The sequence below is a fragment of the Streptomyces sp. MB09-02B genome (assembly GCF_033794485.1).
Lineage (GTDB): Bacteria > Actinomycetota > Actinomycetes > Streptomycetales > Streptomycetaceae > Streptomyces.
This window is the reverse complement of sequence record NZ_JARGEE010000006.1, coordinates 29,786-44,511: the sequence shown is the minus strand read 5'-3', so window position 1 is coordinate 44,511 and position 14,726 is coordinate 29,786. Positions and strand designations below refer to the sequence as shown.

The window sequence follows — 14,726 nt, the reverse complement described above, 5'->3', positions numbered from 1 at the left end:
GGGCACCTTGAGCGCCGAGGCGTCCCCGCGCATCACCGACAGTGATCCGTATCGCACCTCTGCCTGAAGCCCAGAGGCAGCCTCACTGCCGCATCGTACGGACTGTGTTGCTCTGGCGGTCCCGCCCGACCGGTCGAGCCAGGGCCTGCGCCAAGGCGTCGGGGCCAGTGCGAACAGGAGGGCAAAGGTAGTTTGAACCCTCTCGGACGATGTGGCGGAGGGCGCGGCGTGAAGCATCAGCAGGTGTTGGACAAGCTGGCTGCAAGGGGGCATGTCCGGGCGCTGGACGAGGAACTGGCGCGCTGGGTGCACCACCAGATGCAGGTCCCTCCGGCCACCCACGGGGAACTCGTCCGCGACCTGATCACCCCTGTGCTCAGCCGTTGGCGTTGCCTCTTCGACTGCGACGACGTGCGTCCCATGACGAAGAACGTGGTCTGGGTGGCGCTCGCCACGCTGCTGCACAAGTACGGCCTCCAGGACGTGGCCGTCACCACGCAAGCGAGAAGAGCAGTCGATGACCTCAATCGTGAGGTCGCGCTCTCAGATGCCTTCGAGCGGCAATCGGAGGACATCAAGCAGTTCCTGTCCACGGCTCCCGCTCCGCTGACTCGCAAGCCGAGCCTCCCCCGCCCCCTCACGTTCCTGCGTGCGGGTGACGTCCTTTCCATCGAGCTCAGCGGGCGCTTCCACGCTGCCTACGTGTGGGAGATCACGGGCCTCAACGAGTCACCCATGATCGAGTTCTACGCGGGAACGTTCAGCCGGCCGCCCACCATGGCTGATCTGACAGGTCGGGAGGCGGCGAAGCCGGCGGCCCGCGCCCGTTTCCATGTCACCGGCCTGACGTATCTGCCCGACCCGGCCCATCAGGTCAGGACCGTCGTGGTGGCGCACGCAGACGGTCCGAAGGGTGGGGAACCCGTCCCCGGCAGTGGCCTCTACACCATGACGGAGCTGATAGCTCTCCAGCGGCACATGGTGGACCTATTCGGCCCGGTCGCTGTATGACAAGCGAGAGCGTCCCGGCCGGAGCAGCGCGGAAAGGTTGGTGCGCTCGGCGCGGCCGAACAACAGGACGTAGCCGTGCCCCGGGAACACCACGACCACGGCGACGGAGATGACGCCGTATCCACCTTCGCCTGCCGGGTCCCCCAGCTTCCCCTGAAGGAGCCCTTGGCCGACGATCAAGACGCATGGCTGGGCCGCATCGACCCGCGCTGGACCACCGTTACCGGAAACGGTCAGTAATCAGCCGTCGCACCTGCGTCCTGAATGCGCGACACCTCAACACGCGAGCCCACCAGTCCCACCCCGCGGTCACTGCCGTCGGCGTCGGTGACGGAGCTCTGTACGCCATTGTCCCTGGGGCATGGCGCTCCCTGGGCACCGACGGGCCTGAACGCGTGACCGCCCCCGCATCGGATGCGAGAAGGGAGGCGGTCGTCGTAGGCGGTTACCAGCCTCGTGCGCGCCACTCCGCGAGGTGGGGCCGCTCCGTGCCGAGGGTGGTGTCGTTGCCGTGGCCGGGGTAGATCCACGTCTCGTCGGGCAGCACGTCGAAGATCTTGGTCTCGACGTCGTGGATCAGGCTGGCGAACGCCTCCGGGTCCTTACGGGTGTTGCCCACACCCCCCGGGAAGAGGCAGTCCCCGGTGAACACATGCGGATGCCCGTGCGGGTCGTCGTAGACCAGGGCGATCGAACCCGGCGTGTGTCCCACCAGGTGGCGCGCGGTGAGCTCCACGCGCCCCACCCGGATCGTGTCCCCGTCGCCGACCGGTACGTCGGTCGGCACCGGGATGCCCTCGGCGTCGTCCCGGCCGGCGTACGTACGGGCGCCGGTGGCCGCCACGACCTCGGCGAGCGCCTGCCAGTGGTCGCCGTGCTGGTGCGTGGTGACGACGGACGCGATCCCGTCGTCACCGATCAGGGTGAGCAGGGTGTGGGCGTCGTTCGCGGCGTCGATCAACAGTTGCTCGTCGGTGGCGCGGCAGCGCAGCAGATACGCGTTGTTGTCCATCGGGCCCACCGCGACCTTGGAGATCATCAGGTCCGGCAGCTCGTGCACATCCGCAGGACCGCCGACCTTCACCGCTCCGCTGTACGTCATAAGGGCAGCCTATAGCGGGGGCAGCGAAGGGAGCGTGCCTCCTTCGACGCGCAGCGCGGTGCCGTCGCGGCGGCCGGCCAGCCAGCCGAGGAGGTCGGCCCGGGTGCCGGTGATCATGAGGTGGTGGCCGCTCTCCAGCCGTTCCGGGGTGGTGGTGCCGACCGCTCCGGTGGGGATCATGCGCCCGTCGTCCTGTCTGATCATCAGCGCGGGCACTTCGGGGTGGTTCCGGAACCGGTGGGTGAGGAAGTTGATCTCGCGCTGGGCGAACTCGCCCGGCAGGTCCTCCAGCTCGTACCCGATCCCCAGATCCACGTGATGGAGCTCCACCTCGATCCACCGCCGGAAGGGCAGCCGGTCCGCGGTGTCCAGGACTCCGCCCCGCAGTTCCACCGTGCGGGACCAGTCCTGCGAGGCCGAGGCGGCGTCCTGGAAGCGGTGCGCGCTGTCGCGTACGTCGGCGAGCTGGGCTTTCAGGGGGCGCGGCGCGTCCCGCTCGATGTCGGCGTCCCGGGCCTCGGCGGAGGCGTACATGGGGCGGCCCCCGAAGACGTTCACGAGGGCGTCCGCGTTGCGGGCGAGGTGGGCGAGGACGTGACCACGGGTCCAGCCGGGCAGTCGTGACGGCTCGGTCACAGCGGCGTCGTCCAGGGCGGCGACCGCGCTGAGTAGCCGGTCCGTCGCTTCACACACAGAGGCCAGGTCACGCGCGTGATCCATCATGCCGTCGACCCTAGCCCCGGCCACACCTTCGGGTGAAGGTGGCGGACCAGGGCCGTAAATCGAATGCGCGTGCTATATGGTCGGGGGCGGCGTCGGGCATGCTGGAAGGCCCGGGATTGTTGTGGAACGGGGAAACAGGACCGGCGCTGTCAGTGGCTCCCCCTAGTCTGTGGAAGACGGGGGCTCTGGCCCCTGTCATTCACTCAAGAAAGGTGCGGACCGGCGTGGCCGACCGTCTCATCGTCCGTGGCGCGCGCGAGCACAACCTGAAGAACGTCTCGCTCGACCTGCCACGCGACTCGCTCATCGTCTTCACGGGCCTGTCGGGGTCGGGCAAGTCCTCGCTGGCCTTCGACACGATCTTCGCCGAGGGGCAGCGCCGGTACGTCGAGTCGCTCTCCTCCTACGCCCGGCAGTTCCTCGGGCAGATGGACAAGCCGGACGTCGACTTCATCGAGGGTCTGTCCCCGGCGGTCTCCATCGACCAGAAGTCGACCTCGCGCAACCCGCGCTCGACGGTCGGCACCATCACCGAGGTCTACGACTACCTGCGCCTGCTCTTCGCGCGCATCGGCAAGCCGCACTGTCCGCAGTGCAGCCGCCCGATCTCCCGCCAGTCGCCGCAGGCGATCGTCGACCGGGTGCTGGAGCTGCCGGAGGGCAGCCGCTTCCAGGTGCTGTCCCCGCTCGTGCGGGAGCGCAAGGGCGAGTTCGTCGACCTCTTCGCGGACCTCCAGACCAAGGGGTACAGCCGCGCCCGGGTGGACGGCGAGACCGTCCAGCTCTCCAGCCCGCCCACCCTGAAGAAGCAGGAGAAGCACACCATCGAGGTGGTCGTCGACCGCCTCACGGTGAAGGACACCGCCAAGCGCCGCCTCACCGACTCCGTGGAGACCGCCCTCGGCCTCTCCGGCGGCATGGTCGTGCTCGACTTCGTCGACCTCCCCGAGGACGACCCCGAGCGCGAGCGCATGTTCTCGGAGCACCTGTACTGCCCGTACGACGACCTGTCCTTCGAGGAGCTGGAGCCTCGCTCCTTCTCCTTCAACTCGCCCTTCGGCGCCTGCCCCGACTGCTCCGGCATCGGTACGCGCATGGAGGTCGACCCCGAGCTGATCGTCCCGGACGAGGACAAGTCGCTCGACGAGGGCGCCATCCACCCCTGGTCGCACGGCCACACCAAGGACTACTTCGGCCGCCTCATCGGAGCCCTCGCGGACGCCCTGGGATTCCGGACCGACATCCCCTTCGCCGGCCTCCCGCAGCGCGCGAAGAAGGCCCTGCTGCAGGGCCACAAGACCCAGATCGAGGTCCGCTACCGCAACCGGTACGGCCGCGAGCGGGTGTACACCACGGCCTTCGAGGGCGCCGTCCCCTTCGTGAAGCGGCGGCACAGCGAGGCCGAGAGCGACGCCAGCCGTGAGCGCTTCGAGGGCTATATGCGCGAGGTGCCCTGCCCCACCTGTGAGGGCACACGCCTCAAGCCGATCGTCCTCGCGGTCACGATCATGGAGAAGTCGATCGCCGAGGTCTCCGCCATGTCGATCAGCGACTGCGCGGACTTCCTGGGCGAGCTCAGGCTGAGCGCCCGCGACAAGAAGATCGCCGAGCGCGTGCTGAAGGAGGTCAACGAGCGGCTGCGGTTCCTGGTCGACGTCGGCCTGGACTACCTCTCGCTGAACCGCGCGGCCGGCACGCTCTCCGGCGGCGAGGCCCAGCGCATCCGCCTGGCCACCCAGATCGGCTCCGGCCTCGTCGGCGTGCTCTACGTCCTCGACGAGCCCTCCATCGGTCTGCACCAGCGGGACAACCACCGGCTCATCGAGACCCTGGTCCGGCTGCGCGACATGGGCAACACGCTCATCGTCGTCGAGCACGACGAGGACACCATCAAGATGGCCGACTGGATCGTCGACATCGGCCCCGGCGCGGGCGAGCACGGCGGCAAGGTCGTGCACAGCGGCTCCCTGAAGGAGCTGCTGGACAACGCCGAGTCGCAGACCGGGCAGTACCTGTCGGGCCGCAAGGCCATCCCGCTGCCCGACATCCGCCGCCCGCTCGACCCGACCCGGCAGCTCACGGTGCACGGCGCCCGCGAGAACAACCTCCAGGACATCGACGTCTCGTTCCCCCTGGGTGTCTTCACTGCCGTCACCGGCGTCTCCGGATCCGGCAAGTCGACGCTGGTCAACGACATCCTGTACACGCACCTGGCCCGCGAGCTGAACGGCGCCCGCAGCGTCCCCGGACGGCACACGCGCGTGGACGGCGACGACCTCGTCGACAAGGTCGTCCACGTCGACCAGTCGCCGATCGGCCGGACGCCCCGGTCCAACCCGGCCACGTACACCGGCGTCTTCGACCACGTCCGCAAGCTGTTCGCCGAGACCACCGAGGCGAAGGTCCGCGGCTATCTGCCCGGGCGCTTCTCCTTCAACGTCAAGGGCGGCCGCTGCGAGAACTGCGCGGGCGACGGCACCATCAAGATCGAGATGAACTTCCTCCCGGACGTCTACGTCCCGTGCGAGGTCTGCCACGGCGCCCGGTACAACCGGGAGACCCTGGAGGTCCACTACAAGGGCAAGTCCATCGCCGACGTGCTGAACATGCCGATCGAGGAGGCGACCGACTTCTTCGAGGCCGTCCCCGCGATCGCCCGCCACCTCAGGACCCTCAAGGACGTCGGCCTCGGCTACGTCCGGCTCGGTCAGGCCGCGACCACCCTGTCCGGTGGTGAGGCACAGCGCGTGAAGCTCGCCAGCGAGCTGCAGAAGCGCTCCACCGGCCGCACGGTCTACGTCCTGGACGAGCCGACCACCGGTCTGCACTTCGAGGACATCAGCAAGCTCCTCAAGGTGCTCTCCGGCCTGGTCGACAAGGGCAACACGGTCATCGTCATCGAGCACAACCTCGATGTCATCAAGACCGCCGACTGGGTCGTGGACATGGGGCCCGAGGGCGGCGCCGGCGGTGGCCTCGTCATCGCCGAGGGCACGCCCGAGCAGGTCGCCGGGGTTCCGACCAGCCACACGGGCAAGTTCCTGCGGGAGATCCTCGGTGCCGACCGGATCAGCGACGCGGCTCCGGTGAAGGCCCCGCGCAGGGCGGCGGCGAAGAAGACCGTCGCCGCCGGCTCGACCGCGCGGAAGACGACGACGGCCCGCACCACCACGGCGCCCGGGTCCACGACCGCCAGGACCACCGCGGCCAAGTCCACGGCCGTCAAGTCCGCTGCGGCCAAGTCCACGGCTGCCGAGTCCACCACTGCCAAGAAGGCTGCCGCGACCGCGAAGAAGGCCGCGACCGCGAAGAAGGCTGCTCCCGCGAAGAAGGTCACGCGGGCGCGCAAGGCCTGAGGCATTTGAGCGACGGCTGCTGCCGCCGCACATCGACCGGGACACGGCGGCCCGCGGGGCACTCCCCGCGGGCCGCCGCCTTTCCCTCGTCGGAGTCGGACGCCCCGCGCTGGTGGCGGTCAGCCCTCGCGCACCCCGGGGTCGAGGGACCGCGGTTCGCCCATCTCCGCCGCGTACGGCGGTTCCGCGCCCGCCCGGGAGCAGGTGACGGCCGCCGCGCGGGCCGCGAAGCGCAGCAGGCGGGTCCAGTCGTCGGCACCCAGCGCCGTGAGAGCCGTGGAGGAGAGGGCGTCCCGGGCCGCAAGGCCGTGCAGGAGAGCTGCGTTGACGGTGTCACCGGCGCCGATGGTGTCGACGACGTCGACCTTCTCGCCCGGTACGGAGTGTTCGGCGCCGGCCCGGGTGTGGACGGTCAGCCCGTCGCCGCCGTGGGTGACGACGACGGCGGCGGGGCCGGAGTCCAGCCACAGCCGCGGGGTACCGCCCAGCCACCGCGCGTCCTCCTCGGAGAGCTTGAGCAACGACACCGAGGGCAGCCAGCTCGAGAAGCGGGCCCGATAGGCCTCCGCGTCCGGGATCAGACCCGGCCGGACGTTGGGGTCGAGGGCGGTGAACACGCCCTGGGCGGCGGCCGAGTGCAGCAGCTTCTCGTACGCGCTCGCGCCGGGCTCCAGGACGAGCGAGCAGGTGCCGAACGACACGGCGCGGGTGCCCCGGGGAAGCCGGTCGGGGGTCTCGAAGAGGCGGTCGGCGCTGCCCTCGACGTAGAACGAGTACCGGGCCGAGCCGTCCGTGCCGATGGAGGCCAGCGCGAGGGTCGTGGGCTCGGAGCCCCGCTGCACGGCTGCCACGTTCACACCGGCCTCGCGCAGGCCGTCCAGCAGGGCTTCTCCGTAGACGTCGTACGACACCCGGGAGCAGAAGGCGGTGGGGGAGCCGAGACGGCCGAGCGCCACGGCCGTGTTGTAGGGGCCGCCGCCCCGGGCCGGCCGCAGATCCACGAGCGCGCCCGCGCCCTGCGGGACGAGGTCGATCAGGGCTTCTCCGGCGACGACGATCACGGGACGGATCCTTTCTCGGGCTCTCGGCCGGAAAGTATCGCAGTGCGCGCACCACGGCGGCCGCCCGCACCCGCGCACCACCGGGGCCGTCCGCTCCACAGCCGCGCAGCCCTCCTCCGGGCGGTCAGCGCCTGATCCGGGCTGTCAGCCCCTGACCCGGGTGGTCAGCCCTCGACCGTGCGGTCAGTCACCGGTCCGGGCGCTCACTCCCAGTCCCAGCCGATCCCCACGATGCCCGTGCGTACCCGGGGTTCGACGAGGTGCACCGAGCGGTGGAGGCCGCTCAGGGCGAGGTGCTGCCGGCCGCCGCGCGGTGCCGCGGCGGAGTGCTGGCTGAAGCGGTGGCAGCGCAGCGGCAGGGCACGTTCGTTGAAGCGGACCTGGAGCGCGTACTGCCCGCCCGTGGAGCGGAACCCACGGACGTACTCGGTGCAGACACCGGCCGTGCCGTCGTCGAAGCCGTAGCGGAAGAGATGGGTGTCGCCGCTGTGCAGCCGGGTGTCGAAGAGGAGCTCGGCGACCAGGACGCCGGTGTCCTGGTCCCAGCGCACCCGCCCCCTGCGGCAGTTCTCCAGGGCGCGGACGTCCACCCGCTCGGGTGCGCAGCCGGGGTCGCCGTGGTGGACGGCCACATAGCGGTTCACACCGTCCCTGTGGGCGCGCACGATCTGCTGGGACTCGCGGCCGAGCAGCTCCCGGCGGGCGCCGACCCGGACCCGTTCGTGGTGGCCGACGGTGTGCACCCCGCCGTCGAGCGGCACCTCCAGTTCGGCGAGGAGGCGTTCGAGGACACCGGTGGCCTCCACGACGGAGCGGTACGAGCGGCCGGCGGGACGGTCCGGACCGGACTGCTCGTCGGGCCGGGCGAGCAACCGGATCAGCGACTCGTCCGGGAGCTGGAGGATCTCCTCCAGGGCCCGCACGGCCCGCAGCGACTCGGGACGCTGCGGACGCCGGGCGCCCTGCTGCCAGTAACTGAGGCTGGTGACACCGACCTTGACCCCGTGGCGCGTCAGATGGTGCTGCACGCGCTGCAGCGGCAGTCCGCGGGCGGCGATCGCGGCGCGCAGGGCGACATGGAAGGGACCGCCCCGCAGGACCGACTCCAGCTCCACCGTGGCGACGTCCGCGACGGCTGCGGCGCCCGTGACCGCCCTGACGGATGCGACGTCCGCGACGATTGCGGTGTCCGTGACCGCCGCGAGGGCTGCGGCATCCGTGACCGAGGCGACGTCCGCGTGCTCTGTGGCGTGCCGCATGCGGGGACCTTTCCGTAGACGAGTGCGTGTGCGCGACGTGTGCTCGGGACCGCGCGTGCCGATCGGGCGCCCGGCGGACGCTCGGGGCCCCAGGAACCCTGGGCGGTCGTCCGTCTTCACATCCGTACGACCGCGTTCCTCGCCCCGGGTTCCTCCGCATTGAAGCGTGTTGACCTAGTCCCGACAACACCTGCCGAGCGACATGGCCGGACACCGTCGTCGGCGTCCTCACCGTGCCGACGGCCCGGGATCGGGCCCCGACAGGTCCCGCAGCGCCTGGCCCGAGAGCTTCGACTTGTGCAGAAAACCCCGGGCGGGAGTCGCCGCGACGAGTTCCTGGATGTCGTCCAGCGGGTGCGTGGAGATGAGGACGATGACGGAGGCGGCCGTGCCCGCGAGCCTCGGCGCGAGCTCCAGTCCGCTCTCCCCGTCGAGGTCGACATCCAGCAGGACCAGATCCGGGGCCAGTTCCACGGCCCGTGCCAGCGCCTCCGCGCCCGTGGACGCCACCCCGACGACATGCACGCCGTCGTGCTCCAGCAGCGTACGGGCGGCCTCCAGGAACCGGGCACTGTCATCGACGATGAGACAGCGCATGGACATGCGCACAGCCTCCCAAGGTGGTCAGGGGCATACATTCCGGCTAGCCGTAAAGTGTCGTCGCCGCCGGACGCCCGTCGGCGGGAATGTGCTGAAGTCCTGGGCGGGGTGGACGGGTTCACTCTCACGCAGGGAATCGCACACGACACGAGGAGTAGCATGTCGTCGCCCTGGGGGCCGTGCCGTCCGGTCGAGTGGGGGTGTGCGATGCAGACGCAACGCCGGGACCTCGGAAAACGTCCTGTCCGCCGTGCCCTGATGTCGGGCGCGGCGGCCGTCGCGCTGCTCCTGGCGGGCTGCGGCGCCGGTGACGGCGACGGCCGGGTGGACGAGAAGGAGAAGACGGCGGGCGACACGACCTGCGACGGCAGGATCGACGGCACCGCCCACATCACCATGTGGTTCCACGCGGGCCAGAGCGGCGAGCAGACCACGCTGAAGAGCCAGGTCAGGGAGTTCAACAGAGCCCAGGAACAGGTGCGGGTCGAGCTGGTCACCCTGCCCGAACAGCGCCCGTACACCGAACTGGTGCTGTCCGCGGCGGCCAGCGGCGATCTGCCGGACCTGCTCGACTTCGACGGCCCGAACCTCTACAGCTACGCCTGGTCCGGCACGCTCAGGCCGATCGACTCCTGCGTACCCGCGAGGACCAGGAAGGACCTGCTGCCCTCCCTGAGGGAACAGGGCACGTACGACGGGCGGTTGTGGGGCGTCGGCACGTTCGACTCCGGACTCGGCCTGTACGTACGGCCGTCGGTGCTGAGGGACGCGGGCGTGCGCATCCCGAAGGGTGTCGACGACGCCTGGACCGCCGACGAGCTGACGGAGATCCTGGGCACGCTGCGCGAGGCGGGCTACGAGGCGCCGCTCGACCTGAACTTCATCGACTCGAAGACCGCCGACGAGTGGAACACCTTCGCCTTCGCGCCGGCCGTGTGGTCCGCCGGCGGTGACCTCATCGACCCCGAGGAGTTCCGCACGGCCGACGGGTTCCTCAACGGCCCCGAGTCCGTCGAGGCGCTCACCACCATGCGGCGCTGGGTGGAGGAGGGCTATGTCGACAGGGACCGCGAGAAGGACAAGAGCGCGTTCGTGAAGGGCCGCACGCCCATCTCCTGGATGGGACACTGGAAGTACGGCGAGTTCAGCGAGGCGCACCCCGGCGACGTGGCGATCGTGCCCCTGCCCGACTTCGGCACGGGCACCGTCACCGGTATGGGGTCCTGGCAGTGGGGCATCCCCTCCGGGGACGCCGACGGCGACGCGGTGTGGCGCTTCCTGGAGTACCTGCTGCGACCCGAGCAGGTGGCCAGGATGAGCGAGGCCAACGGCGCGATCCCGGGGACCGAGGGAGCCGTGAAGCTCTCCCCGCTGTACGACGAGGACGGCGCGGAGCGGCTGTTCATCGAGCAGCTACGGGGCGGTGTCGCCCGGCCCAGGCCGCAGACACCGGCGTACCCGGCGGTGACCGCGGCCTTCTCGCACGCGGTCGCCGACATCGTCTTCTCCGGTGCGCCCGTCGAGAAGACGCTGGACGACGCGGTCGAGGCCATCGACCAGGATCTCGCCGCCCACGACGGATACCCGAAGAGCGGTCCGTGACCCGCGCCGCCCGACCCCGGCGAAGCGCTCCCCCGGGCACAGGACGGCTCGGCGCCCGGAAGACGTGCCGCGCCCGCGCGGCGCTCCTGCTCTGCATGAGCCTGCTGCTCGCGGGCTGCGAAGCGGGCGGGGACGACGGCGAGCGCCCCCGGCGGGCCGCCGACGCGACCTGCGACGGGCGGATCGACGCCCCCGCGCAGATCACGATGTGGTTCCACGAGCCCTCCGCGCGCGGTGAACTGGACGCCGTACGCGCCCAGGTCCAGGCCTTCAACTCGACCCAGGACGAGGTGACGGTCCGCCTCGTCGACGTGTCCGAGGGTGACTACGACGACCTGGTCCGCACGGCCGCAGCCGACGGCGAACTGCCCGACCTGCTCGACTTCGACGCGCCGAAGCTGTTCAGCCACGCCTGGGCCGGGCACCTCCGGCCGATCGACTCCTGCGTCCCGAAGTCCCTGCGCGCGGACCTGCTCCCCTCCGTCCTCGAACAGGGCACCTACCGGGGCCGGCTGTGGGGCCTCGGCACATTCGACTCCGGACTCGGCCTGTACGTACGGCCGTCGGTGCTGAAGAAGGCGGGCGTGCGCGTCCCGAAGGGTGTCGCCGACGCCTGGACCGCCGACGAGTTCACCGGCATCCTGAAGAAGCTGCGCACCCTGGGCTACCACAGGCCCCTCGACCTCCAGCTGGCGTGGGCCGGCACCGAATGGGGGACGTACGGCTTCGCGCCGGCCGTCTGGTCTGCGGGCGGCGACCTCATCGAACGTTCCACCTACCGAACGGCCGACGGAGTGCTCAACGGGCCGAGGTCTGTCGAGGCGCTGACGACGCTTCAGGGCTGGGCGAAGGCGGGATACGTGGACGCGAACAAGGACTTCGAGGCCTTCCAGAAGGGCCGCAGTCCCGTGTCCTGGACCGGCCACTGGTGGTACGGGCGCTACACCGAGGCCCACCCGGGCGACGTGGCGCTCGTGCCGCTGCCCGACTTCGGCACCGGCAGCGCCACCGGGATGGGCTCCTGGCAGTGGGGCGTCCCCGCGGGCACGGCCGACGGCGACGCGGTCTGGCGGTTCCTGTCCTTCCTGCTCAGCCCCGACGAAGTCCTGCGGATGACGGACGTCAACGGCGGCATCCCCGCCACCGGCAGCGCGATCGAGCGGACCGACGCGTTCGCCGAGGGCGGGCCCGAGCGCCTCTACATCGATCAGCTGCGCGGCGGCACCGCCCGCCCCCGGCCGCAGACCCCCGCCTACCCGGCGATCACCGACGCCTTCGCCGAGGCGTTCGCGAAGATCATGCGGGGGGCGGCGGTACGGCCCGCCCTGGACGAGGCGGTGCGCGCCGTCGACAAGGACCTGGCGGACCACGGGCACTACCCCCCGACCGGACCGTGAGGCCCGGACCCTGCGCGACTTCGACACCGCGATCGAGGTGTCCTTCGAGATCAGCGAGGCCTCCGACGCCGTCGCCCGTGAGCGGATCGCCGCGGTCGAGGCCCGGCTGAGCGCCGACCCCGACACCGTGCGCGCGCGGGCGGCGGCCCAGCGGATCACCGACCACGTGCTGCGACGGGCTTTCGAGGAGACCGTAGGCCGGACGCGGTCCGACGACGCCGGGATCCTCGACGCCGTACGCCGCCAACTGCACGCCCTCCGGGTCCAGACGGGCACCGGCTCGCTCCAGGCGCAGACCGTCGCCCAGCGCTACGGGGCCATCGAGAACAGGCTGCTCGACATCGTCGCCGACCTCGAAGCCGGACGCCCCACCAGGGCCTCGGGCCGCGCGGCGGACGCCCACATCGCGATGCTGCGGGCCGTCGCCGCCGCCGAGAGCGAGCGCGCGGAGCTCGCCATCCTCTTCCACGCGCCCGGCGACGGACACGCGACCGCCGCCGCGGGCCGCTGGACCGAACTGGAGAAGGCCCAGCTCAGGGCGTTCCAGCAGACCGCGTCGGACGAGCTGAAGGCAGAACTGCACACCGTGAGGTTCCGGGCTCCCGGACGCGCGGTCCGCATCGCCCGCGACCTCGTCTCCGACCCCGCCCCCCAGCCCGCCGACTGGCCCTCCTACGACGACTGGCTCAGCGAGTCCGAGAGCTACACCGACGCCCTGCGCGGCATCCGGGACCGGGCCGCCCGGGAACTCGACGACACCGCCCACCGCGACCTGCGCACCACCCGCACCCGGACCTACACCGAACTGACGGCCTGTTTCGTCGTCCTGGCCCTCGTCACCTTCCTCGCGCTGGCGCTGCGCCGCTCGATCACCCGCCCCCTCGGCCAGGTCTCCGAGGGCGCCCGGGCCCTGTCGGACGGCGACCTCTCGTACGACATCCGCTACGCCGGATGCGACGAACTCGGCGACGTCGCCGACACGTTCCGCGAACTGCGGGTGACCAGTGAGCGGCTGGCCGGCGAGATCCGGGACATGAACACGGCGATCGACGCGGGCCGGCTCGGCCACCGGGCCGACGTCGACTCCTTCGACGGCACCTGGGCCCAGCTGCTGGGCGGTATGAACGGCACGATGGCGTCCTTCGCCGCGGCCCACGGCCGGCGCCGGCGGGCCGAACGGGAACTGGAGGGCATCTTCAACCTCTCCCTGGACCTGCTCTGCATCACCGGTGTCGACGGCTACTTCAAGCGCGTCAACCCGGCCTTCGAACGCACCCTGGGCTATCCGGTACGGACCCTGACCTCCCGGCCGTTCCTTGACTTCGTCCACGAGGACGACCGGGACGGCACCCGGGCGGCCGTGGCACTGCTGGCGAGCGGTGCCGAGGTCGCCGAGTTCGAGAACCGGTACCTCCGCGCCGACGGCACCGAACGCTGGCTCCAGTGGAGCGCCCGGTCGGTGCCCGAGGAGGGCCTCATCTACGCGGCCGCCCGCGACGTGACCGAGAGCCGCCGGGCCGCGCTCGAACAGGCCGCGCTGCGCCGGGTCGCCACCGCGGTCGCGCGCGGCGTGCCGCCGTCCGACGTGTTCGCGACGGTGGCGGAGGAGGTCGCGTCGCTGCTGGGCACGGCCTCGGCCGTCATCCGGTACGAGCCCGACGGCGGCGTCAAGGTCCTCGGGATCGTCCACGCGCGCGTGGACGAGGTCGAGGCCGCCTGCCTGACCCGCCGGGAGGGGGCCGCGAGGACCATCGACGAGGTGGCCCGGACCCGGTGCGCGGTCCGGTCGGAGACCGCCGTGGGCGCCCCCATCGTCGTCGACAGCCGGATCTGGGGAGTGGTCGTGGCGGCCTCGCTGACCGATCCGCTGCCCCGCGGTGCCGAGTCACGGCTAGCCGACTTCACCGGGCTGATCGCCACCGCGATCGCCAACGCCGACAGCCGCGACCAGCTGACCGCCTCACGCGCGCGCGTGGTGGCCGCCGGGGACGCCTCACGGCGGCGCATCGAACGCGACCTGCACGACGGCGTCCAGCAGCGCCTGGTCTCCCTCCAGCTGGAGCTGCGGATGACGCAGTCCCTGCTGGACGACCCCTCCTCCGAGCTCGCCCGGCAACTGGACCATCTGGCCAAGGGCCTCGACGACGCCTTCCAGGACCTGCTCCAGGTGGCCCGGGGCATCCACCCGTCCGTCCTGTCCAAGGGCGGCCTGGGTCCCGCCCTGCGCGCCCTGGCCCGCAGGGCTGCCGTCCCCGTGGAGCTCGACCTCGGCTTCGCCCGCACCCGCTTCCCGGAACAGGTCGAGGTCGCCGCGTACTACGTCACCTCCGAGAGCCTCACCAACGCCGTCAAGCACGCGCGCGCGAGCGTGGTGACGGTGGCGGCGGAGGAACGCTCGGGGGTGCTGGAGCTGCTCATCCGGGACGACGGCGTCGGGGGAGCCGAACCCGGCAAGGGATCGGGGCTGATCGGGCTCATCGACCGGGTGGAAGCGGTCGGCGGCAGGTTGACGGTCACCAGCCCGCCCGGCGGCGGGACGACGCTGAGCGTGCGGCTGCCGCTGACCCCGCCCGAGGAGGCCGCGACGGCCGTCGCGACGCGCGCGTGACCGCCCG

General features: G+C 71.3%; 10 protein-coding genes. 5 read left to right on the top strand and 5 right to left on the bottom strand.

From position 1 onward, the window contains the following. Window positions 1-228 precede the first annotated feature (228 nt). Entirely contained in the window at window positions 229-1,011 is a 783-nt protein-coding gene (locus P1P70_RS02160; protein ID WP_319234055.1) for a hypothetical protein, read from the top strand. A 445-nt stretch (window positions 1,012-1,456) separates the two neighbouring features. On the opposite strand, the gene P1P70_RS02155 is transcribed toward P1P70_RS02160, so the two are convergent. Both P1P70_RS02155 and P1P70_RS02150 read right to left on the bottom strand, forming a co-directional pair. Further along, on the bottom strand, window positions 1,457-2,113 hold the full coding sequence (locus P1P70_RS02155; protein WP_319234054.1) for an MBL fold metallo-hydrolase: 657 nt from the start codon (window positions 2,111-2,113) through the stop codon (window positions 1,457-1,459). Window positions 2,114-2,122: 9 nt separating this feature from the next. Further along, window positions 2,123-2,836: a maleylpyruvate isomerase family mycothiol-dependent enzyme gene (locus P1P70_RS02150; RefSeq protein ID WP_319234053.1), complete on the bottom strand. Its 714-nt coding sequence runs from the start codon at window positions 2,834-2,836 to the stop codon at window positions 2,123-2,125. Window positions 2,837-3,060: 224 nt separating this feature from the next. On the opposite strand from P1P70_RS02150, the gene uvrA reads away from it, so the two are divergent. After that, window positions 3,061-6,192 carry an excinuclease ABC subunit UvrA gene (gene uvrA / locus P1P70_RS02145; protein WP_319234051.1) on the top strand — a complete coding sequence of 1,044 codons (3,132 nt, stop codon included), beginning with the start codon at window positions 3,061-3,063 and terminating at the stop codon, window positions 6,190-6,192. A 119-nt stretch (window positions 6,193-6,311) separates the two neighbouring features. On the opposite strand, the gene P1P70_RS02140 is transcribed toward uvrA, so the two are convergent. The 3 genes from P1P70_RS02140 to P1P70_RS02130 all read right to left on the bottom strand — a co-directional run bounded on the left by P1P70_RS02140 (window position 6,312) and on the right by P1P70_RS02130 (window position 9,115). Next, on the bottom strand, window positions 6,312-7,253 hold the full coding sequence (locus P1P70_RS02140; RefSeq protein ID WP_319234050.1) for a carbohydrate kinase: 942 nt from the start codon (window positions 7,251-7,253) through the stop codon (window positions 6,312-6,314). A 203-nt stretch (window positions 7,254-7,456) separates the two neighbouring features. Next, on the bottom strand, window positions 7,457-8,512 hold the full coding sequence (locus P1P70_RS02135; RefSeq protein WP_319234049.1) for a hypothetical protein: 1,056 nt from the start codon (window positions 8,510-8,512) through the stop codon (window positions 7,457-7,459). A gap of 228 nt (window positions 8,513-8,740) precedes the next feature. Next, window positions 8,741-9,115: a response regulator gene (locus P1P70_RS02130; RefSeq protein ID WP_319234048.1), complete on the bottom strand. Its 375-nt coding sequence runs from the start codon at window positions 9,113-9,115 to the stop codon at window positions 8,741-8,743. A 204-nt stretch (window positions 9,116-9,319) separates the two neighbouring features. On the opposite strand from P1P70_RS02130, the gene P1P70_RS02125 reads away from it, so the two are divergent. The 3 genes from P1P70_RS02125 (at window position 9,320) to P1P70_RS02115 (ending at window position 14,719) form a co-directional block, all read left to right on the top strand. Next, window positions 9,320-10,714: a sugar ABC transporter substrate-binding protein gene (locus P1P70_RS02125; RefSeq protein WP_319234046.1), complete on the top strand. Its 1,395-nt coding sequence runs from the start codon at window positions 9,320-9,322 to the stop codon at window positions 10,712-10,714. 95 nt (window positions 10,715-10,809) lie between these two features. Continuing rightward, a complete protein-coding gene (locus tag P1P70_RS02120; protein WP_319234044.1) occupies window positions 10,810-12,111 on the top strand; it encodes a sugar ABC transporter substrate-binding protein in 1,302 nt (433 codons plus the stop codon). 37 nt (window positions 12,112-12,148) lie between these two features. After that, window positions 12,149-14,719 (top strand): PAS domain S-box protein, encoded by a 2,571-nt coding sequence (locus tag P1P70_RS02115; protein ID WP_319234042.1) that lies wholly within the window; start codon window positions 12,149-12,151, stop codon window positions 14,717-14,719. Window positions 14,720-14,726: the final 7 nt, after the last annotated feature.